The 22,060-nt window shown below is 70.0% G+C and carries 14 protein-coding genes; 5 read left to right on the forward strand and 9 right to left on the reverse strand.

The features are described from left to right. Positions 1-43: 43 nt before the first annotated feature. Positions 44-910, reverse strand: a complete 867-nt coding sequence (locus J7520_RS08880; protein WP_291186901.1) for a DUF5979 domain-containing protein — start codon at positions 908-910, stop codon at positions 44-46. A gap of 268 nt (positions 911-1,178) precedes the next feature. On the opposite strand from J7520_RS08880, the gene J7520_RS08885 reads away from it, so the two are divergent. Beyond that, a complete protein-coding gene (locus J7520_RS08885) occupies positions 1,179-3,293 on the forward strand; it encodes a winged helix-turn-helix domain-containing protein (protein ID WP_291186904.1) in 2,115 nt (704 codons plus the stop codon). 258 nt (positions 3,294-3,551) lie between these two features. On the opposite strand, the gene J7520_RS08890 is transcribed toward J7520_RS08885, so the two are convergent. Further along, positions 3,552-5,579: a kelch repeat-containing protein gene (locus tag J7520_RS08890; protein ID WP_291186907.1), complete on the reverse strand. Its 2,028-nt coding sequence runs from the start codon at positions 5,577-5,579 to the stop codon at positions 3,552-3,554. A 145-nt stretch (positions 5,580-5,724) separates the two neighbouring features. On the opposite strand from J7520_RS08890, the gene J7520_RS08895 reads away from it, so the two are divergent. Continuing rightward, positions 5,725-7,926 (forward strand): winged helix-turn-helix domain-containing protein, encoded by a 2,202-nt coding sequence (locus J7520_RS08895; protein WP_291186909.1) that lies wholly within the window; start codon positions 5,725-5,727, stop codon positions 7,924-7,926. 166 nt (positions 7,927-8,092) lie between these two features. Here J7520_RS08895 and J7520_RS08900 read toward each other — a convergent pair whose 3' ends face one another. The 6 genes from J7520_RS08900 to J7520_RS08925 all read right to left on the reverse strand — a co-directional run bounded on the left by J7520_RS08900 (position 8,093) and on the right by J7520_RS08925 (position 18,424). Further along, a complete protein-coding gene (locus J7520_RS08900; RefSeq protein WP_291186912.1) occupies positions 8,093-10,543 on the reverse strand; it encodes a zinc-dependent metalloprotease in 2,451 nt (816 codons plus the stop codon). A gap of 494 nt (positions 10,544-11,037) precedes the next feature. Beyond that, positions 11,038-11,718, reverse strand: a complete 681-nt coding sequence (locus tag J7520_RS08905) for a DUF480 domain-containing protein (RefSeq protein WP_291186915.1) — start codon at positions 11,716-11,718, stop codon at positions 11,038-11,040. A gap of 85 nt (positions 11,719-11,803) precedes the next feature. Then, a complete protein-coding gene (locus J7520_RS08910) occupies positions 11,804-12,496 on the reverse strand; it encodes a hypothetical protein (RefSeq protein ID WP_291186918.1) in 693 nt (230 codons plus the stop codon). A 68-nt stretch (positions 12,497-12,564) separates the two neighbouring features. Next, positions 12,565-14,262, reverse strand: a complete 1,698-nt coding sequence (locus J7520_RS08915; RefSeq protein ID WP_291186922.1) for a hypothetical protein — start codon at positions 14,260-14,262, stop codon at positions 12,565-12,567. 173 nt (positions 14,263-14,435) lie between these two features. After that, a complete protein-coding gene (locus tag J7520_RS08920; RefSeq protein WP_291186925.1) occupies positions 14,436-15,566 on the reverse strand; it encodes a hypothetical protein in 1,131 nt (376 codons plus the stop codon). A gap of 437 nt (positions 15,567-16,003) precedes the next feature. Continuing rightward, complete coding sequence (locus J7520_RS08925) at positions 16,004-18,424, reverse strand: winged helix-turn-helix domain-containing protein (RefSeq protein WP_291186927.1); 2,421 nt, start codon at positions 18,422-18,424, stop codon at positions 16,004-16,006. Positions 18,425-18,518: 94 nt separating this feature from the next. On the opposite strand from J7520_RS08925, the gene J7520_RS08930 reads away from it, so the two are divergent. Genes J7520_RS08930 through J7520_RS08940 form a run of 3 tightly spaced genes read left to right on the forward strand, consistent with a single transcriptional unit; the run spans position 18,519 to position 20,236 of the window. Beyond that, positions 18,519-19,199: an HAD family hydrolase gene (locus J7520_RS08930; protein WP_291186931.1), complete on the forward strand. Its 681-nt coding sequence runs from the start codon at positions 18,519-18,521 to the stop codon at positions 19,197-19,199. Then, positions 19,199-19,879 carry a YrbL family protein gene (locus J7520_RS08935; protein WP_291186933.1) on the forward strand — a complete coding sequence of 227 codons (681 nt, stop codon included), beginning with the start codon at positions 19,199-19,201 and terminating at the stop codon, positions 19,877-19,879. Before J7520_RS08930 ends, J7520_RS08935 begins: the two co-directional genes overlap by 1 nt. A 6-nt stretch (positions 19,880-19,885) precedes the next feature. Further along, positions 19,886-20,236: a hypothetical protein gene (locus J7520_RS08940; RefSeq protein ID WP_291186936.1), complete on the forward strand. Its 351-nt coding sequence runs from the start codon at positions 19,886-19,888 to the stop codon at positions 20,234-20,236. A 19-nt stretch (positions 20,237-20,255) separates the two neighbouring features. Here the strand turns inward: J7520_RS08940 and J7520_RS08945 are convergent, their stop codons facing one another. Beyond that, positions 20,256-21,992, reverse strand: coding sequence for a glycosyltransferase family 39 protein (locus J7520_RS08945; protein ID WP_291186939.1), 1,737 nt, complete (start codon positions 21,990-21,992; stop codon positions 20,256-20,258). Positions 21,993-22,060 lie beyond the last annotated feature (68 nt).

Consider the following 22,060-nt stretch of genomic DNA (forward strand, 5'->3'; position numbering starts at 1 on the left):
AGAAATGACGCGTCGGAACCCTCGCCGGCGCGCCGCACCGAATTCACTCGGCGTCGAAATCGTTGGCGAAGATGAAATCCGGATCCGTCGGCGTGAGGATGTTGGTGAATTCCGTTGCGGTTTCGGTGATGTTGGCGATCGCCAAGCCGGAGTGAGGTTCCGGCATGGAGCCCCACGCGTAGCCGGGAATCGGCGCCGGCGGCCTTTCGGCGATCGTGCAGGTGCTTCCTGCAGCGATATGCGCGACCTTCACGCTGCCGGTGGTGGCTCCAGCCGTCATCGCGATGTGCTGGGTGGCGTCGGTGGCGGCGATCGGCGTAACGGCCGTTTCCGGGTGAGTGCAGTCGACCGTGAAATCGAACGTGGCGTCTCGCGGCAGCGGCATGTTCACGGTCTTGGTGATTTTCAAGCTGCCGGTCATTACGCCGATCATGTACCAGACCTTCATGCCGCCAGGCTCCGAGGGTTGAAAGCTATATGGCTGGCGAACCTCCCAGCTATACCCGGGCGGAGGATCCGATGGGGTAGTCCACGTCATGATGCAATCGTTCGGCACGGGCATGTCGAACTCTCCCACGGGAGGCGAAATCACGCCCTCGCCGTTGGACGTGAACGTCACCGAAGGCTGCGCCAAGTCGCCAGCCGCACCCGAGCAGTGGATGGTAAATACATACTCCGCGTTAGGTACGGGCACCGGCGTATAGTTGTAGTCCATGACCGTTGGAATAATGGCGTAGGTAAACATATCGCCGGACTGCGCGTATGCCGAGCCGCTCGTCGACAGGACACCCGCCGACAAAGCCAAAGAAATCGCGCGGCCACGCCATTGGCGCTTGCGACTCTTCTCGGCTGAAGAGCCGGCGCTGCCTTGCTGCAAGAAAAGAGGATGGCGGAGTATCGATCGAGTCATCTCAGGTCTCCCATATGTGGAACAAGTACAAGTAGAAGGCGGCAACAACGAGCGATCGCGACGCCGAAAAGCGGGGCTGGCGGAAACACTCAGGTGAAAAAATGTCTCGCCGGCCATCTGCAAGCGCGATGCGGTACATTCATGCTGCCCGCGGCGCCGGCACGGAGCCTTTGCCGAGTCTTGTTTTTCTCTGTGAGTTGTCTTGCCGCCTGTGAAAACGTCACCCAGCCCGGCACGGACGGAGCGCCAAGCGTTCGGCCCCTTCCTGGTGGACGCGGGCGAACGGCGGCTGTATCGCGACGGCGCTCCGATCGCGCTGAAGCCGAAGACCTTCGACCTGCTGCTCGCTCTAGTCGAGGCGCCCGGACGTCTGCGCGGGCGGGAAGAACTGCTGGACCGGATCTGGCCGAACACGATCGTCGAGGAGAACAACCTCAGCTGGAACGTCAGCGCCCTGCGCAAGGCGCTCGGCGACGTCGGTGAAACCCCGCTCTACATCGAGACCGTGCGCGGCCGCGGCTACCGCTTTCTCGGCGACGCCGTCGCGTTGCCGCCGGCCGGCGGTACTTCCGCCTCGCCTGCCTTGCCGGCGGCATTCCCCGACCGCGCAACGCCGATAGCCCGGTCACCCAAGGGCCGCCGGCTTCGCCCAGGCGTCATCGCCCTGCTCGCGCTGCTCCTGCTCGCCGCCGCCGGATTGACCTATCGCGCGCTGCGCGCGCCGGCGGTGCCGCCGCATTCGCTGGCCGTGCTGCCGTTCACCGACCTGGCGCGCAACCCGGACGCGGCGTACTTCGCGGTCGGCGTGCAGAACACGGTCCTGACCAAGCTCGCCGCAATCAGCGATCTACAGGTGATGTCGCGCGCCTCGACCAAGGACCAGGAAAGCCATCCGGTCGACGCGCGCGCGATCGCCGCCCAGCTCGGCGTCGCCGCCCTGCTCGAAGGCAGCGTGCAGCGCGACGGCGAGCGCGTGCGAGTCAACGTGCAACTGGTCGACGGCGGCAGCGGCAGCCACCTGTGGGCGGAGTCGTACGTGCGCCGGATCGAGGATCTGTTCGACGTCGAGAACGAGATCGCCGAGCAGGTCGCCGCCGCGCTGAAGGCCAAGCTGCTGCACGCCGAGGCCGAGCACGTCGCCTACGTGCCGACGCGTGATCCGCAAGCCTACGACGACTTCCTCAAGGCCGAGTACCTGGCCGAACAGGTCGGTCACGTCGGCGCCGGCGACCTGCGCAGCACCGTCGAGCAGGCGCGCTCGCTGTACCGCCGGGCAGTCGGGCGCGATCCGAGGTTCGCGCTCGCCTGGGCGCGTCTGGCCTATCTGAACAGCCTCGCCTACTGGTTCCACATCGACGACGCCCCGGCGAGCATCGCCGCCGCCGAGGACGCCGCCGTCGAGGCGATGCGGCTCGCACCGGATCTGCCGCAGGCGCGCCTCGCGCGCGGCTACGTCTACTACTACCGCCACCTCGACTACGCCGCCGCGCTGCGCGAGTTCGAGCGCGCGCGCCAGGCGCTGCCGGGCGACGCCGACATCGGCTTCGCGATCGCCAGCGTGCAGCGACGGCTGGGCCGCGTGCAGGAGGCCGCCGACGGCTACGAACGCATCGCCGCGCTCGACCCGCGCAACTCGCGCTGGCCGATGGCGCTCGGCGACTCGTACACGATGCTGCGCCGCTACGACGACGCATTGAAGGCCTACGACCGCGCGCAGGCGGCCGACCCGGGCAACCACGGCCCGGCGCTGTACCGCGTGCTGGCGCTGCTGACGTCCGGCGACGTGCAGGACGCGCGACGCACGCTGGACGCGCTGCCGGCCGGCTTCGATCCCAGCGGCTGGACGACTGCGCTGCTGTTCACTGCTCGCTACATGCAGCGCGATGCCGATGGTGCCCTGGCCGCGTTGGCGACCGCACCGGACTGGCTCGAAGCGGTCTATCTGCCGGCCACGATGCCGAGCGACCTGCTGCGCGCGTATGCCTACGCGCTGAAGGGCGACACGGCGCAGGCGCGCGCGGCCTACGCGCGGGCGCGCGACGCGCTGCAGGAGAAACTGCGCGCACAAGCCGACGACCCACACCTGCTGGGCCTGCTCGGACTGGCCCAGGCCGGGCTCGGCGAGAACGACGCCGCGCTGGCGAACGGGCGGCTCGTACACGAACGCTTTCCGGTTTCGCGCGACGCGATGGACGGATCGATGTATCTGTCCATGCTCGCGGAAATCGAAGCCGCCACCGGCCGCCTCGACGACGCCGCCAGGCACCTGCGCGAACTGCTGCGCCTGCCGGCCGGCAACGTCATGTCCGAGCGGCGCATCGCGCTCGATCCGCGCTTCGACGCGGTGCGCGAGACGCTGAAGCAGGCGGGCGATTCGCCCTGAACCCACGCCGGTCGGCAGCGATCATAGGCCTGCCCTCGGCGAGCCGCGGCGCACGACCTTCGGCACGGCGCCAGCCACGCTGACCGGAGATCAACCTCTGAACGACGGCTCAAGCGTCATGCCCGCGAACGAGGGGCATCCCTTGCATGGGGCATCCTCAAGAATGGGGCGGCCGCGCACAACCAACGCGATCACTACGCGCCGACCGCAGCCGCGTCGGCGGCCTCCGCCGACGCGGCACGCATCCCCGACAATCCGTTACGGCGCAGACTCGATCGTGACGTCGTCGAGCTGAATCATGCCGTCGTTGGCGAAGCTGTCCGGGTCCGGCACATAGTCGTAGCGGATCTCGATCCGATGCGAGGAACCGTCTGCGTAGGCGCCGATATTGGCCGAACGGGCCTCGTATTCCGACTCGAATTCCGCGCCTAGTACGCTGTCGGTCTCGACGATCTGGCCGTCGATGCGCACCGTCCACGTCGCCTCGAGCCCCGCGGGCGGGTTGGACACCTTGCGCCAGTAGTTCAGCCGAGCCGAGCCGACCGGAATCACCACATGCTGCGCAACGGACTGCGTCAACGCGTCGGTGAAACGTCCGCCGAACTGCACGAAGCCGTTGCCGGCATGTGCCTGGTTGCTGCCGGTCTGGAACAAGGACGCGTCGGCGCCGCCCTGACCATCGCTGCCGGCCCAGAACGGCGGCTCGACGAGAGGCGTCTCGAAACCCGGGTCCTGCACCGGCTGCACGCCGTCGAAGCCGTCCTGGAAGATCGAGTCCGAGGCGCGCTCGACGACGACCTGCACCGGTACGGCGACACGCGGCTGTCTCGCATCGCTCGTGGTCAGGCAGATCCAGGCGGAGTACGAACCGACGGCCAGATCGGCGGCGTCGACGGTGACGTCGACCGCGCCCGAGCTGCCGCCGACGGCGCTGCCGTTGGCCGGACTCGCACCCAGCCAGGCGACATCGCTCGGCTCGACGCAGTCGAGCGCCGAATCCGTAATCGCGTAGGTCAAGGTCGTCGTCGCCGCGCCGGTATTGGCGACCGTCAGTACACGACTCGCCGTGGTTCCCGTGGCCACGCGGAAGGTCAATTGCGCCGGACCGACGCTCGCCGCCGCGCTGCCGAGGTTGGTGTACAGATCAACCTCGGAGGTGGGGATCGGCTTGCCCACCGGTATGAAACCACCGGTCAGCAGCACCTCTCCCGACGTCAGCACGGTGGCTTCATGGACGAAGCGTCGCGTGGTCAGCCGCGGGCCTTCGCTCCAGCTGCCGGCAGTGCCGACGTCCGGATCGTAGAGTTCCGAGGTGTTGGTGGATTCGATGTCGCCGGGGCCGGCACCGCCGCCCCCCGCCACCAGGACCTTGCCCGACGGCAGCAGGCTCGAGCTGTGGCCGCTGCGCGGCAGAGCCAGCGCGGGCGTCGCCTGCCAGGTGTCGGTGGCCGGATCGTAGAGGGTGGCGCTGTTCAAGCCGCTGGTGAACGGCTCCGGGGCGCCGCCCACGACCAGCACCTTGCCCGACAGCAGGCGCGTCGCGGTGGGTTGGAGGCGCCGCTCCGGCATCGCCGCCGCCGGGCTCCAGGTGTCACTGGCCGGGTCGTAGATCTCGGCCGTGGCCAGGGCCGCGTTCTGTGCGGCGGAGTAGCCGCCCGCCACCAGTACCTTGCCGTTCGCGAGCAGGGCGGCGACATGATTCATGCGCGCCTCGGCCAGCGGCGCGGCCGTGCTCCAGGTTCCGCTGGCGGGATCGTAGATCTCGACGCCGGCCAGCACGTTGCCCTGACCGTTCTGGAAATTGTTGCCGCCGGCGACCAGCACGCGGCCGTCGGCCAACGTCGCGTAGGCGAAGCGATCGCGCGGCGTCGCCATCGATCCGGTCGCCGCCCAGGTTGCGCTCGCCGGATCGTACAGTTCGGCGCTGGCCACAGTGCTGTCGGTGCCGCCACCGAACACCAGCACCCGGCCGGACGCCAGGCGCACCGCGCCGTGGCCGGATCGCGCCTCGATCATCGCAGCCGTCGTCGCCCAGCTGCGCTGCGCCGGGTCGTACAGGAAGGCATTCGTCCCTCCGGCGACCAGTACCTGATCCGACGGGAGCACGGTCGCGCTGTGCAGGACCAGTGCCTGCGGCATCGGCGCGACCATTTCGAATCGATAGCCGGCCTCGCCGCGCACGTCGTCCCACGGGAGCGGACTGGAGATCGGATCGGCGGCGGCGAGCGTGAAAGCGCCGCCGAGCGCGGCGGTCAACGCGACGACGGCAAGCAAGGGCGACTTCAAGGGGAGACCTCGCGGGAATGTCGGAGTGGCGGGCGCGCGCGCCGAGCGGGCGGACGCGATGGGGTAAATTATGTTGCCTGCGACGGTGCCGACAGCGCCTGTGGGGCGCGTGGTATTTCTCTGTGATTTGTGTGGGAGTCTTCGCTTGGAACCGCCGTCGTCCCCGGCAACGCAGTACCTGCCGACCTTCGGCCCGTTCCGCATCGACGCGACCGAGCGGCGCCTGTACCGCGACGGCGTCGCGATCGCGCTGACCCCGAAGGCGTTCGACCTGCTGTTGGCCCTGGCCGAGGCGCCGGGCAAGCTGCGCAGCCGCGAGACGCTGCTGAGCCAGGTCTGGCCGGACACCATCGTCGAGGAGAACAACCTCAGCTGGAACATCCGCGCCCTGCGCAAGGCGCTCGGCGACACCGGCGAAACGCCGCTGTACATCGAGACCGTGCGCGGGCACGGCTACCGCTTCGTCGGCAAGTCCGGGTCGGAGCCGGAAGCCGGGCCGGTCTCGCCGCCGATCGAGGAGGAATCCGACAGCGGCGTCGACGCCGGAACCTCGCCGGCAACGGCGGGTACTCCGGCCGTGCCGACGCCGAACCGGCGCCGATGGCGCCTCGCCGCGGGCATTGCCCTGCTCACGCTGGCGGCGATCGCCGGCGCGATCGGCCTCGCCTACCGCAGCCTGCGCGCGCCGGCGGCGTCGCCGCACTCCCTGGCGGTGCTGCCGTTCGCCGAACTCGCGCGCAATCCGGACGCCGCGTATTTCGCCGCCGGCGTACAGAACACGATCCTGACCAAGCTCGCCGCGATCGGCGATCTGCAGGTGATGTCGCGCGCCGCGACCAAGAACGAGGAAAGCCATCCGGCCGACGCGCGCGCCGTGGCAACGCAGCTCGGCGTCGCCGCCCTGCTCGAGGGCAGCGTGCAGCGCGACGGCGAGCGCTTCCGCGTCAACGTGCAGCTGATCGACGGCGGCAGCGGCAATCACCTGTGGGCGGAGTCGTATACGCGCCGCATCGAGGACCTGTTCGACGTCGAGAACGAGATCGCCGAGCACGTCGCCGCGGCGCTGAAGGCCAAGCTGCTGCATTCGGAAGCCGAGCACGTCGCCTACGTGCCCACGCGCGACGCGCAGGCCTACGACGACTTCCTCAAGGCCGAGTACCTGGCCGAGCAGGTCGGTCGCGTCGGCGCCGACGACATGGCCGGCGCGGCGGCGCAGGCGCGGGCGCTGTATCGGCAGGCGATCGCGCGCGATCCGAAGTTCGCCTTGGCCTGGGCGCGGCTCGCCTATCTCGACAGCCTGGCCTACTGGTTCCATCTCGATCCTTCGCCGGCGACCATCGCCGCTGCCGAAGACGCCGCGAAGAAGGCGCTCGAACTCGCGCCGGACCTGCCGCAGGCGCATCTCGCGCGCGGCTACGTGCACTACTACCGCGATCTCGACTACGCCGCCGCGCTGCGCGAGTTCGAACGCGTGCGCCAGGCCCTGCCCGGCGACGTCGAGATCGGCTCGGCGATCGCCAGCGTGCAGCGCCGCATGGGCCAGGTGCAGGAAGCGATTGCCGGCTACGAACGCATCGCCGCGCTCGATCCGCGCAATTCGCGCTGGCCGATGGTGCTCGGCGACTCCTACGCGATGCTGCGCCGCTACGACGACGCGCTGAAAGCCTACGACCGCGCGCAATCGGCCGATCCGAACAACCACGGCCCGGCGCTGTACCGCACCCTGGCGCTGCTGATTTCCGGCGACCTGCCAGGCGCGCAGCGCGCCCTGGACACGCTGCCGGCCGGCTTCGATCCGGGCGGCCTGAGCACGGCGCTGCGTTCCACCACGCGCTACATGCAACGCGACGCCGACGGCGCGCTGGCCGCGCTGACCTCGGCGCCGGAGTGGCTCGAGGCGGTCTATTTTCCAGCCACGATGCCGAGCGACCTGCTGCGCGCGCACGCCTTCGCACTCAAGGGCGACGCCACGCAGGCGCACGCGGCGTACGCGCGAGCGCGCGACGTGCTGCTGGAAAAGCTGCGCGCGCAAGGCGAAGATGCGCACCTGCTGAGCCTGCTCGGGCTGGCCGAGGCCGGCCTCGGCGAGAACGACGCTGCGCTGGCGAACGGGCGGCGCGCGCTGGAGCGCTTCCCGGTTTCGCGCGACGCGATGGACGGCCCGACCTATCTTGCCGCGCTGGCGGAGATCGAAACGGCCACCGGCCATCTCGACGAGGCCGCACGGCACCTGCGCGAACTGCTGCGCCTGCCGGCCGGCACCGTCATGTCCGAGCGGCGCATCGCGCTCGATCCGCGCTTCGACGCGGTGCGCGAGACGCTGAAGAACGCCGGCGATCCGCCCTGAGCGATCGGCCGGCGGGGATCGGAAACGCATTCGCTCTGCCGGTGCCGCTGCGCTTCGAGGGCGAGGCCGACGACGCCTCGCCCGCGAAAGCAGGACGCACGCGCCCTCGTGCGGGCATGCCCGCTTGCGCGGGCACTACACCGGAAAAACCCGCCGGCCGTACCGCTCAGATCGGCGCGCCTGGCGGAATCGCCGGCAGCGGTCGCAGCTTCACCGACTTCGGATCGGCCAGGTACTTGCGGATCGTCTCCGCCGCCGATGCGCGACTGGCCGCGACCGCATCGCCGCCGCCCTGCTTCGCCAGCGTGGATTGCCACGCCTGCAACGAAGCGCGCAGCTCGGCGTCGACCTGCGCGTGCAGCTTGCCGTCGTCGAGCGCGTGCAGCAGCGCGTCGAGCACGACCCAGTTCGCCGCCTCCTGCACGGCCGCCGCGGACGCGTCGCGCGGCGCCTGCTGCCAGGTGCTGCGGAACGTCGCCGCCAGCACGTCGGCGACGCCGGGCTGCTGCGCGTCGCGCGCGTGCTGCCAGGCGAGGCGGTTCAGCCGCTCCGGCGCGAACAGGAACAAGGTCGTCTGCGCCGTCGCCGCCTCGGCCGCGGCGAGCGGGTCGAACAGCGGTGCGGTGCGGGTCGCGAAGTATTCGCGGCTCCGCGCGTAGTCGGCGGCGGGCGGCGTAACGAGATCGAGCACGTTCGCCGGCAATGCGAGCGCGTCGGCGCCGAGCGTACCGACGAGACGCGCGAGCGCTTCGCGCTGCATCGGCGCCGGCACCGGCTTCGCGCCGGCGCGTCGATCGCCGCCTTCGGAGTAGGCGTAACGGGCACCGCCGAGCAGGCGCGCCACCGCTTCGGTCTGGTAGCGATGCAGCAGGTACACCGGCACCAGCCGCGCTTCGAGTTCGCCGGCCTGGCGCTCGGGCGGCAGCACGCCGAGCGAGAAATCCGCCAGCGCCTTGCGCCGTGCCGTCATCAGCGCGTCGAAGGTCTGCAGACTGTCGCTGCCGGAATCCCACAGCAGGCCGTCCGGCTCCGCGTCGCCGGGACCGCGCGCGTCCTGGTCGCTGACGTAGCCGAAACCGGCCGCGGCAATGTCGGTGCGCAGCTTCGCCAGCGCGGCCGCTTCCGCGCCCGGCGCGAACTGGGCGTAGGCGTGCGCGACGATGAAGTCGTCCCAGGGGCCGACGCCGACGCCGTACGCATCGGCCAGCGACAGCGCGCCGTCTGCGCCGACCTTCAGCAGCGGATGCGGATAGTCCATCACCGAGCCGTTGCCGTGCCGGCTGGCGGCGAAGTTGTGCGCGAAGCCGATCGCATGGCCGACCTCGTGCGCGGCCAGCTGGCGCAGGCGCGCCAGCGCCATCTGCTCGGCCTGGTTCTTCAGTTCCGCCGCGTTCGCCTTGTCGTACGGCGCGAGCAGGCTTTCGGCGATCAGGATGTCCTGGCGCACGCGCTGCGAACCGAGCGTGACGTTGCCGCGGATGATCTCGCCGGTGCGCGGATCGACGATCGGCTGGCCGTAGGACCAGCCGCGCGTGTAGCGGTGCGCCCAGGTGATCAGGCTGTAGCGCACGTCCATTGGATCGACGCCCTCGGGCAACAGCTCGACGCGGTAGGCGTCCTTGAAGCCGGCCTTCTCGAACGCGCTCCGCCACCAGTTGGCGCCTTCGAGCAGGGCCGACCGCACCGGCTCGGGCGTGCCGCGGTCGAGGTAGAACACGATCGGCTTCTTCACCGGACTCAGCGCGGCGGACGGATCGGTCTTCTCCAGGCGGAAGCGCGGCTGCACGCGGCGGTCGATGCTCGACGCGAGCGGCTGCGCGAAGTCGTACCAGCCGACGCTCAATCCACCCGATGCCGGGTGATACGCGCGCGGCGAATAGCCCGGCGCCGGCAGGCGCACGAAGCTGAGGTGCTGGCGCACGGTCAGGCTCTGCGGATCCATCGCCACGTCCTTGACGAAGGTGCCTTCGCCGGGGCCGCGGAAGGTCAGCAGCGCCTCCAGCTCGGTGTTGTCCGGAAAGCTCTTCGCATCGGCGAGCGATACCGCGCTGCGCTTGTCGTCGACTTCGTACTTGCCCTGCTTGGTGTCGCCGAGGCGCTGCGCGATGCCGTGGCGATCGGAGGTGAGCAGGGAGCTCACGTCGACCAGCACTTCGGCATTCGCGCCCTTGCGCTCGGCGACGACGTCGCCGGCCCACAGCACCGACTCGGCGAACGCCTGGCGCACGCTCAGCGATTCGTCCGGATTGTTCGACACGGCGCGGAACCGGGTGTTGTCCTCGACCAGCAGCACGCGCGAACCGACGCGGCGAAACTCGACCAGATGCGAATCGCTGCTCTGCCCGCGATCCAGGCCGATGTCGTTGGAACCGAGCGCCCACGGCAGCGAGCTGGTCATCAGGAACGGCTGCTCGAACGCGCGCAGGCCGAGCAGCACGCGTCCTTTCGCCTCGTCGCGGTAGACGTCGAAGAAACCCGCCGTGCGCGCGAATCCGCGCGTGGCCGACTCGATGCCGGCGGCAGCCTCGGGCTTCTTCGGCGGCGCGTCGGCCGCGTGCACGGACAACGCGAACGCCGCGGCGAACGACACGCAGGCGATGGACTGGGCAAGCTTCATCGTGACACCCCTGATGGACCGGAACGTCCGAGTCTGCCTTGCCTGGGGCGGGATTGGGATGGGTCGAAAGGCCTGGGTGTGTTCGTGGCCTTCTCCGGCCTCGTCTAGAAGCCTCTCTCGCAGAGCCGCAGAGGGCGCAGAGGGCGCAGAGGGCGCAGAGGAAAGATGATTTTTTCTCCGCGCTCTCTGCGGCTCTGCGAGGGAAGCTTTCTCGACGCGCACGGAGGTTGCGCGAAAAGCGCCCTCACCCCGGCCCTCTCCCGCAAGCGGGAGAGGGGGAAAAGATGATGTGGAAGGAAACGCTTTTCTCCGCGCGCTCTGCGGCTCTGCGAGGGAAGCTTTCTCGACGCGCATGGAGGCTGCGCGAAAAGCGCCCTCATCCTGGCCCTCTCCCGCAAGCGGGAGAGGGGGAACAGCGCGGCTTTCGCCTCTCCCCTTGCGGGAGAGGTCGACGCGCGCAGCGCGGCGGGTGAGGGGCGCTTTGACGCCGCCTCTTACGCGCCCGCTGCATCCAGCCGCTGCCGCAGCTCGGCGATTTCCGCACGCAGCTCGGCGATCTCGGCTTCGAGCTGATCGATCCGCTCGCCGGCGCCGGAACGCGACGACGGTGCGGCGGGCACCGCGCTCGCGAACGCTTCGGCATCGACGGGGCCGCCGAGCAGATGCATGTAGCGATCCTCGCGCTGGCCGGGGCCGCGGCCGAGGCGGATCACGTACGCCGCCGGCTCGCGCTGAATCAGGCGGTCGAGCGTGTCGCGCAGATCCTCGATGCTCGGGAAGTCGGCCAGGCGATCGGTGCGCGTGTGCAGTTCGCTCAAGGTCTGCGGCCCGCGCAGCAGCAAGGCGCACAGGACGGCGCGCTGGCGCGCGGTGGTGCCGTAGACGGTGTCGAAGCGGTGTTCGTAGCGCAGCGCACGCTGCGAGGTCGGCGCGATCTTGACCAGCGAGCGGCGCTCCAGCTCGTTCAAGGCGTGGCCGACCGCGCCCGGCTCGAGGTTCATGACCGGCTCGCGGCTGGTCTTCTGGTTGCACGCGGCGACCAGTGCGTTGAGGGTCAGCGGATAGACTTCCGGCGTGATCGCCGCTTTCTCGACCAGACAGCCGAGGATGCGCGCTTCGGCCGCGTCGAGCGGCGGCAGCGTGGTGTCCGATTCCTGCGCGCTCGTTTCGTCCATGGTGCTCGGCCTTCCGGAAAACATCCAGTGTAGCCGTGCCGCCTGCCCGCGGCGAACCTCGACGCGCGCCGATGCGGCGCGGGCGTCAGTGCGCGAGGGTCGGCGCCGGATCGAAGCCGTCGGCGAAGATCGTGTCGCTGCCGCGCTCGATGCGCAGGTTGTCGAAGCGCACGTCGTAGATCGCGAAGCCGTAGATGTAACCGGGCTCGAACGTGGTGAAGGCGAGTTCGTCCACCTGCGCCATCACGTCGGCGAAGGTCACGCCGTCCGGCAGCACCGGCTCGCCGGTCGAAGGATCTTCGGCGCCGTAGCCGCCCCACCCCGCCGGCAGCTGCGGCGCCCCCGGCGCGAAGCTGATCGCGTAGCCGCCCCAGTCCGGGCCGGCCTGCAGCACGCCGAGGCGCGTCCAGACCGCGGTGTAGGGATAGCCGTCCTGCGCCAGCGCGTGGCTGCGGAACTCGACGATCAGGTTGCGCGTGATCTCGCTGCCTTCGTACGTCATCGAATCGACCTTGACGTCGAGTCCGACGCCGAGCACGGCGTCCTGCGTCAGATCGCCGAGGAAGGCCGCATTCGAGTCGGTGCGGTACTCGATGCCGGTCGCTTCGAGGAAGAAATGCGCGTTCGGGCCCGGATGGCCGCCGTCCGGCTCGACCAGGGCGTTGCCGTCCCAGCCTTCCGCTCCGTCGTCGAACGTCACCACCGTGGACTGCGCCGCGGCGACGCCGCAGGACAGCAGTCCGGCCATACCGAGGATCGCGCGAGCCGCACCGTTCATTGCCGCCACCTCTCTTTTCATTCGATCCGCTGCACGAGCCGCGACGCGGCTCGCGCAGCGGATCGGAGTCACTTCGCTTCGAAGCCGTCGACGAAGATCCTATCGACGACCAGCGGGCGCATCAGGAATGCGCGTCCCGGAATGCCGTCGCGGATGCCGATTCCGACGATCTCGTTGTTGGCGTTGATGCCGAGCGGCGTGGTCAGGTCGCTCCAGGCCTCGTGCTGCGCCGAGTCGGCGATCAGGTCGCGCAGCACGTACTTGCTGCCGTCGAGCCACAGCCAGCCGATCGGATTGCCGCCGCCGTTGTAGTCGTCGGCGCCGACGATCCACAACGCCTCGTTGAGCGCGTTCGCCTCGCCGGGCGAGTAGTCCGGCACCGGGATCACGCCGAGGTCGGTCATCTGCCCGTCCGGTGCCCACAGCACCGAGTGCGGCCTGAAGTTCGCCTCGCGGCTGGAACCGACCACGTAGCCGGCGTTGTTGATGCGGCGCGTCTGCGAGGTGCCGCCGTACGAGGGCAGCTCGCGGATGGCACCGGTCCGGCTGTCGTAGACCCAGCCGACCACGCGCGTGCCTTCGACGTTCCACTCGTAGCCGCAGACTTCGCCGTTCTCGTTGATGCCTTCGGCCGCACCGTCGCCGCCGCCGAGACCGATGTTGCGCAGGCCGTCGGCCTGCGACCAGAGGAACGCACCGGTGTAGCTGCCGACGACCTGGCCGGACGAATTGACGTCCCAGGCCTGCGACATATTGTCGGTGCCGGGCGTGAGGTCGATCATGCCGGTGTCTTCCGACCAGAAGAACGCGTGGCTGACGCTCGCTCCCGGGAAGCCCACCATCGGCGTCATCGACTCGCCGACCAGGAAGTCGTTCTCGCTCATGCCGCGCGCGACGCCGTAGCTGGGCGCGTTGTCGGGCATCAGGCTGCCGATGTTGAGCATCGCGCCTTCGTGCCAGAAGAACGCCTGCGCCTCGCGGTTGGTGGCCTCGGCGGTGCCGGCGACGTGGCCGGCGTCGTTGATGTCGTGCGCGTTGGCCAGTTCACCGCCGAAGTCGCCGAGATCGACGATCTCGTACTGCGGCGGCGTCACCGGCGCCGGACCGGCGGCGCGGTCGATGCTGAGGTTGTCGGCGCGCAGGTCGACGTCCATCAGGCCGACCGAGAGGCCGGGCTTGTCGGTGGTGACGAGGATCTCGTCGACCTGGGCCAGCACGTCGGCGAAGCTGACGCCGGGCGGCAGGGTCGGATCGAAGGTCACCGGGTCCTCGGCGCCGGTGCCGTGCCAGCCTTTCGGCAGCACGGTCGAGCGCGGGTCGAAGCTGACCGTGTAGCGGGTCCAGTCCGGCGTCGCCTGCAAGGTACCGAGCGTGGTCCAGACCGAGGCCCACGGATAGCCGTCCTGCGCCAGCGCGCGGCTGCGCAGCTCGACGATCAGGTCGCGCGAGACCGGGCTGCCGTTCGCGTTCAGCGACTCGACCTTGACGTCGAGCGAGAAGCCGACGCCCTTCGACGCGCTGAAGTCGCCGATGAAGGCGGCGTTCGCGTCCGTGCGCAGCTCGAAGGAGCCGAGGTCCGAACCGGCCAGATGCGCGTGCGCGCCCGGATGACCGCCGTCGGCCTCGATCGAAAGGTCGCCGCCGGTCCAGAGCCAGCCTTCGGCACCGTCGTCGAAGCCGACCACGGTGGGCTGGGCCGCCACCGAGGCGGCGAACAGCAGTCCGACGGTCGAAACGGCCCCGAGCAAAGTCTGTCTTGCGTACATCAGAACTCCCGTATCGTTCGCCCGGCCCCTGTTGGCGGGCCGGAACGCAGGTATGAAGGTAACGCGCCGCGGCGCAACCCAATCCTGCGGTCAGGCGCAACCCTGGCGCATGCACGAACGATGCGAACTCGATGTACGAACGATGTACCCTCGCGGCCGGGCCGCGCGGAGGCTCAGTCGAAGCCGTCGGCGAAGATCGCGTCCGCCGGCAGCGGCCGCATCAGGAAGGCGCGGCCAGGCACGCCCTCGCGGATGCCGATGCCGACGATCTCGCCGCGGTTGTTGATGTCCAGCGGGGCGGTCAGCTCGTCCCAGCGGTCGCGTTCCGCGGCGTCGGCGACCAGGGTGCGCAGCTCGTGCTTGCTGCCGTCGATCCACAGCCAGCCCTTGGTCGGCACGCCGTTGCCGTCGTAGCTGTCCTCGCCGACGACCCAGAGCTGGTCGTTGACCCCTTCGGCGACGCCCTGCGAGAAATTCGGCACGGACAGGAAGCCGAGGTCGACGATGACGCCGTCGTCGAGCCACAGGACCGGCCGCTGCTGGTTGTTCTCGCGCGTGGAGGAACCGACCACCTGGCCGGCGTTGTTGATCGAGCGGGCTTCCGACATTGGCTTGCCGATGTGGCCGAGTTCGCGCATCTCGCCGGTCGCGCTGTCGTACACCCAGCCGACGTAGTCGAAGTTCGCGTTGTACTGCTCGCCGCAGACCAGGCCGGTCTCGCTGATGTCCTCGGCCATGCCGCCGTATCCGACCGGTGCGTCCGGCAGCCTCAGCATGGTGACGCCGCCCTCGCGCGTCCACAGGAACGGTCCGCCGTCCTGGCCGAGGATCTGGCCGACCACCTGGCCTGCCGAATTCACACCCCAGGCGTACGAGCTGATGATCGTGCCCGGCCGCGGATCGACGTCGACCATGCCGTCCTGCTCGGACCAGAAGAACGCGTGCGCCAGCGTGCCGATGCCGTTCGGCGACGGCGCCATCGAATAGCCGGCCACCTGCCCGTTCGCGCTGATCGAATAGGCGATGCCGTGGCCGTGCTCGCGATCCGGCCGCAGGGTGCCGAGATCGGTCAGCGTGCCGTCGCGCCAGAGGAACGGCAAGGTGTCCAGCTCCGGATCCTCGGCCGTGCCGACGACCTGCCCCGCGTCGTTGATCGAATGCGCGTTGGCCAGCTCGCCGCCGAAATCGCCGAGGTCGACGATCTCGTACGCCGGCGGCGGCGTCGCGCCGGACGGCCGCGGAGCGCCTGGCGCGGCGGCGAGCGAGGTGGTCAATACGCAGGCGGCGAACGATGCCGCGCTCATCCAAACCGGTCTTGCGTCCATCGAGCTTCTTCCCGTGGTCATGAAGGAAACGCCACTGCCGCGCGGGCCGGCGCCGAACCGGCATGCTCGACGCGCGCGGGCGCGCAGACATGAGGGATCGATGTGCGATGGATGGCCGTCGTGCTAGGAAGCCGCTACAAGCGTGTGAAGTCGCGCGGCGGGAGCGATTTTCTCGCGGAGATGCCGGATGTGCGGAGAAAGCGCCGGCAAGCGACATCGAACGTCGCGTCTCCAAGAGAAAATGCTCTCTTCAAACATCCGAGCCAGGCGGGCCGAATGCGTGGAAGGCGGACCGCAGAAGCGATTTCTCGCAAAGACGCAGAGGGCGCGGAGAAAGGCACCGGCAAACGGCATTTGACTCTGCGTTCTCCGCGTCTCTGCGAGAGACGCTCTTTACGAGTGCCCGCACCCTCGGCTCACAGCTGCGCCGAGCGCGCCGTGCGGATGCGCGCCGCGTTCTCCTCCGCCTTGCGCGCCGCGTCGTCCTGGCCGAGCGCGCGGAACAGGCGCGCCTGGGCGGCGGCCGCACGCACGTCGCGCTCCGCCCACATCGCGATGCGGCCGCTGACGCCGCGCGCGGTGTCGAGCTGGCTGGCCTCGATCAGGAGATCGAGGTAGGACGCGCCGACCGCGACCAGATCCTCCGGCACGTTCATCTTCTCGGCCGTGCGCATCGCCTCGGCGAACTGGCCGAGCGCCGGCTCGCGCCGCCGCTCCGCCGCGGCCTGTTCGGCGGCGGCGAGGTGGGCATAGATCGAACGCCAGTCGTCGTTCGCGGCCCACGTCTGCAGCGACTGCGTCGTGCGCGCGGCGTCGGCCGCGCGGTCGCTGCCGCGCTGCGCACGGGCCTGCAGCAGCAGGCCGCGCGTCCACGCGGACGGATCCTCGTTGCGCAGCGCCGGCACCAGCGCCGCGTCGACGCGATCCACGGCGAGCTTCGCGTCGCCGCGCTGCAAGGCCAGCCGCGCCGCCAGCAGCCGCGACCGCGCGCGCGCCAGCGCGTCCTGGTTCGGATCGGCGTCGCGATCGATGCGCTCCAGCAGCGCCTGCGTCTCGTCGAAGCGGCCGACGCCGTACAGCGCCGCCGCGCGTGCGGCGGCCAGACTCCAGCGCATGCGCAGATTGTTGGTGTTCGATTCCGGCGGCCAGAAGCGCTCGCTGGTCGCGAGCGCGGCGTCGGCGTCGAGCAGTTCGGTCTCCGCGCCGGCCTGTTGCGCGAGCGCGTAGGCGCGGCCCTCGCGCGCGCCGAGCCGCTCGAACTGGCGCACGGCGCTCTTCAGGATCGGCAAGGCGTCGGCGGGCCGATGCTGCAACTGCTGGAACTCACCGAGATTGACGTCAACCGCAGCGACGGCGAGTCCGTCGCCGACGGCTTCGAGTTCGGTGCGCGCGCGCGCCAGCTCGGCGGTGGCCTCGTCGAAGCGGCCGCGCTGCGCGAGCATCGCGCCCCGCCCGAGGCGAGCGACGCCGAGCACGTGGTGATCGTTGGCGGGCTGGCGGAGCGCGATGGCCTCCTCGTACAGCTCCAGCGCGCGATCGGATTGACCGCGGCGCGAATGCGACACGGCCAGCGTCATCATCGCGCGTGCGCGCAGCGCGTCGTCGCGTTCCGGCGGCAGACGGTCGAGCAAGGCGTGCAGGCGCGCCTCGACCGCCGGATAGTCGCCGGCGCGCAGCTCGATCTGCGCCATGCGCTGCTGCACCGACGGCTCCTGCTGCATCTCCGGCGGCGCGCGCGTGATCAGGTCGCGCGCCTGGTCGAGCTGGTCGGCCAGCATCGCCGCGCCCGAATGCTGCAACAGTTCCTCCAGCGCCAGCGAACGCGGCTGCGCGGAGGTCGCGTTGGCGGCGCGGCCGAGCCGCCGCAGCAAGGCGTCGGTGGCTTCGCGCGCGGCCTGGATCGCATCGCCGGCCTCCGCGTCGACGCGGAAGGAATGCTGCGCGCCGAACGCATCCAGGCGCACCTTCCACACGCCCATTTCCTTGCGCACGCGCGGCAGCACGCGCACCGCCGCGAACTGCGCGAGGCCGGCATCGTGCAGCAGCGCCTCGCCGTCCGTCGCCGGCCGCTGCTTGAGCAGGCCGACCACGCTCTCGCTCGGCGCGGTCGGTACCGAACCGTCGCGCAGGCGATTGGCGATCAGGTCCATCAGGCCGAAGCGCAGCCAGCGCCAGTCGTCCGGCGCGTCGACTTCGGCCGGCAGCACCATCGCCGGTGCCGCGGAGGCGATCTCGACGACCGGCAGCGGCGGCGGCGCGACCGGCGATCGACGCGATGCACCGAGGAACGTCGCTGCCGCAACGGCGACGACGACGGCGGCCATGGCCAGCGGAACGGCGACACGACGACCGCGGCGTATCGTCGTCGACGGCTGTTCCGCCGTGTTCGCGCCCGCCGGTTCGATCTCGGGTCGAGACGATGCGGCGAGCGGCGACGGCTCGTCGATCACGGCGGACGCATCGCCCACATTCGCGTCCGGCGCGTCGTCCGCCGGCGTCGCGGCAATCCCCTCGTCGGATTCGACCGATTCGACCGTCGTCGCGCTGCCCCAGCGATAGCCGAAGCGCGGCACCGTGCGCACCGTGCGCTGCTCGTTGCCGGTGTCGCCGAGGCCGCGGCGGATCTTCACGACCGTGTGACTGAGCAAGGCCTCGCTGATTTCCGCACGCCCCCACACCGCCGCGATCAACTCGTCGCGGCCGACCGCACGCTCGCGATGCTCGATCAGATAGGCGAGACAGTCGAATGCGCGCGCCGGCAGCACGACGGGTTCGCCGCCCTTGTGCAGCTCGCGGGTTGCGGGGTTGAGTACGAAATCGTCGAAACGGTAGATCATCCGTCCTAGGTTAGCCGCTTGCGGATCGCCGCGCGCGAATCCGCGCCGCAGCGAATACACTTGGACGTTCACCGCCGCCCGATCGTCGCCGCCGATGAAAACTTCGCCACCGCCCGCCTTCCTGTTCGATCTCGACGGCACGCTCGTCGACAGCGTGTACGAGCACGTGCTGGCCTGGCAGGAAGCGCTCGACGCCGAAGGCATCGTGCTGTCGGTCTGGCGCATCCATCGCCGCATCGGCATGAGCGGCGGACTGATGTTGAACATCCTCGCGCGCGAAAGCGGCGTCGAGGTCGACGAGGCGCGCGCCGAACGCCTGCGCCGGCGCCACGCGGAAGCCTACAACCGCCGCTCCGCGGCGATCCGGCCGCTGCCCGGCGCGCGCGAACTGGTCGCCTGGCTCGACGCCGCGAAGCTGCCGTGGGCGATCGCCACCAGCGGGCGCATGGAAACCGCCGGTCCCGTACTGCAATCGCTCGGCGTCGACCTCGCGCGCACGCCGGTCGTCACGCGCGACCAGGTGAAGTACGCCAAGCCCGATCCGGACCTGTTCCTCGCCGCGGCCGATCGACTCGGCGTGCCGATCGAACAGGCCACGGTCGTCGGCGACGCGGTGTGGGACATGCTCGCCGCGCGCCGCGCGCGCGCGCTCGGCATCGGCCTGCTCTCCGGCGGCTATTCGACCGACGAACTCGAACGCGCCGGCGCCTATCGCGTGTTCGACGATCCCGCCGACCTGCTCGAACACATCGACGAACTCGGCGGGCGGCGTTGATGGCGGCGGCGGAAGCGTCCGCGTCGATCCTGCGGCTGGCGCAGGTCGACCCACTCGCCGTCGGCCATCTGCGCAAGGTGTACCAGCACCCGCTCGAGCCCGACTTCGTCGTCAAGGTGATGCGCGAGGACGCGGTCGAAGCGCGCTGGGGCGCCGGCGGGCGCTGGTACAAGAAACTCGTGCGCGCGCGCCAGTACGCCGGCTACGTGCGCGAGCTGAAGGAATACATCGCCGCGCAGGCGCGCTTCGCCGCCGGCAACGCGCCGATCGCGCGCATGGTGGGACTCGCCGAAACCGATCTCGGCCTCGGCCTGGTCTCGGAAAAAGTGCGCGCCGCCGACGGCAGCCTGGCGCCGACGCTGGCCGCGCGGTACGGGCGCGAAGGCGGCTTCAGCGCGGACCTCGAACGCGACCTGGCGCAGTTCCTCGACGGCCTGCTCGCCTGCAACGTGATCGTCGGCGACATGCACGCCTGGAACATCGTGCACGGCGTGGATTCGCGCGGCGGCCCGCGCTTCGTGCTGATCGACGGCTTCGGCGAGAAGCACGTGCTGCCGCGCTCGTCGATGAGCCGCCGCCTCAATGCCTGGAATACGCGCAAGCTGTTCCGGCGCATGCGCGAGCAGCTGGTGCGGCTGGTGCCGCTCGAAACCGAAACCTCGTCGTCGACGGGCGGGTGACGCACGATGGAGTTCGCGCTCGCTTTCTACGCGATCTTCGCCGTCGCCGCGTGGTGCGTCGGCCTCGCCTGCGTCGTCCTGACTGGATTGGCGGCGCGCGAACTCGGCGCGAGGCCGCCGACGGCGTGGATCGTCGTCGGCCTCGCCGCGATCGCGTTCGTCTCGCCGAGCTATCTGCAGGTCGTGCCCGAGCCGAAGAACGCGTTCGTGATCTTGCCGGTCCCCGTCGTCCTTCTCGCGCAGGGACCGGCCGGACTGGCGCCACGCTGGCAGGCGAATCTGGGATTGGCCTGCATCACCTTCGCGGTCGCCTACGGCGCGAGCAGGCTGCTGCTGCGCACCGATCGCGCGGAATGAATCGGCGCGCGGCGGCGGCTCACGGGTCGCCGCCGTCCTTGAACGCGTCCTCGTCCTTGCGCGTCACCGGAATGCAGTCCGGCACCACCGCGTCGATGCCGAGCAGCCACCATTCGCGGCGGTTGGCGCGGCCGACGCGCGTCGCCTTCGACTGGTCGACGCAGGTGCCCATCGCCTCGTCGAGAATGAACAGGCGGCGCTTGTCCGGCGCTTCGGCCAGCCAGTGCACGGCTTCCTCGTACTGGCGGTTCCAGCCGGCGACGAAACCGAACTCGCGCACCGGTCCGCTCGCCATCAGGAGGTTCTGCTCCTTCCACGCGACCAGGCCGATCTCGGTGTCGGGCCCGGCCATCTCGCGCGCGCGCCGCATGACGGCGGCGGCCGAGCTGGAATCGTTGAGCAGCGGATACGCCCACACGCTCCACACGATCCACAGCGCGGCGATGCCGGCGAGCAGCGCGTGCACGCCGCGGCGCGGCCGGAACCACGCGGCGGCGAGCACGAAAGCGGCGCCGACGGTGAGGAACATGCCCCACACGGCGTGATCGAGGTCTTCCAGTTCGCGCCGCTGCAGCATGTCCTCGAAGCGCGCCGAGTGGCCGAGCGCCGCCCACACGCCGGCGCCGACCACCACCAGGCCGACGCCGAGCGCGATCGCGAACGCGCTGTTGCGCAACCAGCGCGAGCCGGCGAGCTGGACCAGATACGGCGCCATCGCCAGCGCGATCATCGGCAGCGTCGGCATCAGGTAGACGTCGCGCTTGCCGGTCGGAATGCTGAAGAACACGATCGTCAGCAGGCCCCAGGCCAGCGGCAGCATGACGCGCGCCTCGCCGAGGCGCAGGTCCTTCCACCAGCGCGGCACCGCGCCGAAGTAGGCCAGCGACAGCGGGAACCAGTTGAACAGGACGATCGGCAGGTAGTACCAGACCGGTTGCGCGTGATCCCAGGACTTCGCGTAGCGGCCGGCGGTCTGGCGGAAGAACAGGTCGTCGATGTAGGCCTGGTATTCCGCGCCGCCGCGCGCCTTCGCCATCACGATCACCGACAGTCCCCAGGCGAGGATCGGCACGAGGAAGGCGAGCGCGCCGCCGAGCCAGCGCAGCGCCGAGTCGGAGGTGCGCGTGACGCCGTCCCAGCCTCTCACGCGCGCGAACAGGTACGGCGCGAACATCAGCAAGGCGAGAATGCCGACGCCCTTGGTGATGACGCCGACGCCGGCGGCGAAACAGCCGAGCCAGTACGCGCGCCAGTTCGGCCCGCGCAGGAAGTGCACCAGCAGTCCCCAGTTGGCCAGGGTGATCCAGCCCATGATCACCGGGTCGATCTGCGCGCGCTTGACCTGGTACATGAACTGGAACGCGAACAGCACCGCGATCGCGGCGTACAGGCCGGCGCGGTGGTTCCAGAATCTTCGTCCGAGGTCGTAGGTCAGCCCCAGGGTCAGCAGGCCGGCCAGCAGCGAGGGCAGCAGGAAGGCGATGCGCCAGTTGCGCACGACCTCGTACGCGCTCGCCTGTAGCCAGAACATCACCGGCGGCTTGTCCGAATACAGCTCGCGGCCGCGATGCGGGAACAGCCAGTCGCCCGACTCGACCATCTGCTTGGCGGTCAGCGCGAAGCGCGGCTCGTCCGAGGGCCAGGGATCGCGCAAGCCGATGCCGACGCCGAGCAGGACCAGGGCGAACAGCATGAACAGCCAGAACTCGCGGCGCTGGACGGCGGCCGGAACATCGGGCGAATCGGTGCGGTACATGGCGATCGGCGCGTGAGGCGGGCGCGCATAGTACCAGCCTGGACATTTCGGCCAATTTGATCAGTCGA

Origin of the sequence: Dokdonella sp., from assembly GCF_017744955.1 — a bacterium.
Classification (GTDB): domain Bacteria; phylum Pseudomonadota; class Gammaproteobacteria; order Xanthomonadales; family Rhodanobacteraceae; genus Dokdonella_A.

Coding starts and splice junctions, on each gene's coding strand:
- J7520_RS08880 (WP_291186901.1), bottom strand. CDS start 910: ATGACTCGATCGATACTCCGCCATCCTCTTTTCTTGCAGCAAGGCAGC.
- J7520_RS08900 (WP_291186912.1), bottom strand. CDS start 10,543: ATGAAGCTTGCCCAGTCCATCGCCTGCGTGTCGTTCGCCGCGGCGTTC.
- J7520_RS08905 (WP_291186915.1), bottom strand. CDS start 11,718: ATGGACGAAACGAGCGCGCAGGAATCGGACACCACGCTGCCGCCGCTC.
- J7520_RS08910 (WP_291186918.1), bottom strand. CDS start 12,496: ATGAACGGTGCGGCTCGCGCGATCCTCGGTATGGCCGGACTGCTGTCC.
- J7520_RS08915 (WP_291186922.1), bottom strand. CDS start 14,262: ATGTACGCAAGACAGACTTTGCTCGGGGCCGTTTCGACCGTCGGACTG.
- J7520_RS08920 (WP_291186925.1), bottom strand. CDS start 15,566: ATGAGCGCGGCATCGTTCGCCGCCTGCGTATTGACCACCTCGCTCGCC.
- J7520_RS08925 (WP_291186927.1), bottom strand. CDS start 18,424: ATGATCTACCGTTTCGACGATTTCGTACTCAACCCCGCAACCCGCGAG.
- J7520_RS08930 (WP_291186931.1), top strand. CDS start 18,519: ATGAAAACTTCGCCACCGCCCGCCTTCCTGTTCGATCTCGACGGCACG.
- J7520_RS08935 (WP_291186933.1), top strand. CDS start 19,199: ATGGCGGCGGCGGAAGCGTCCGCGTCGATCCTGCGGCTGGCGCAGGTC.
- J7520_RS08940 (WP_291186936.1), top strand. CDS start 19,886: ATGGAGTTCGCGCTCGCTTTCTACGCGATCTTCGCCGTCGCCGCGTGG.
- J7520_RS08945 (WP_291186939.1), bottom strand. CDS start 21,992: ATGTACCGCACCGATTCGCCCGATGTTCCGGCCGCCGTCCAGCGCCGC.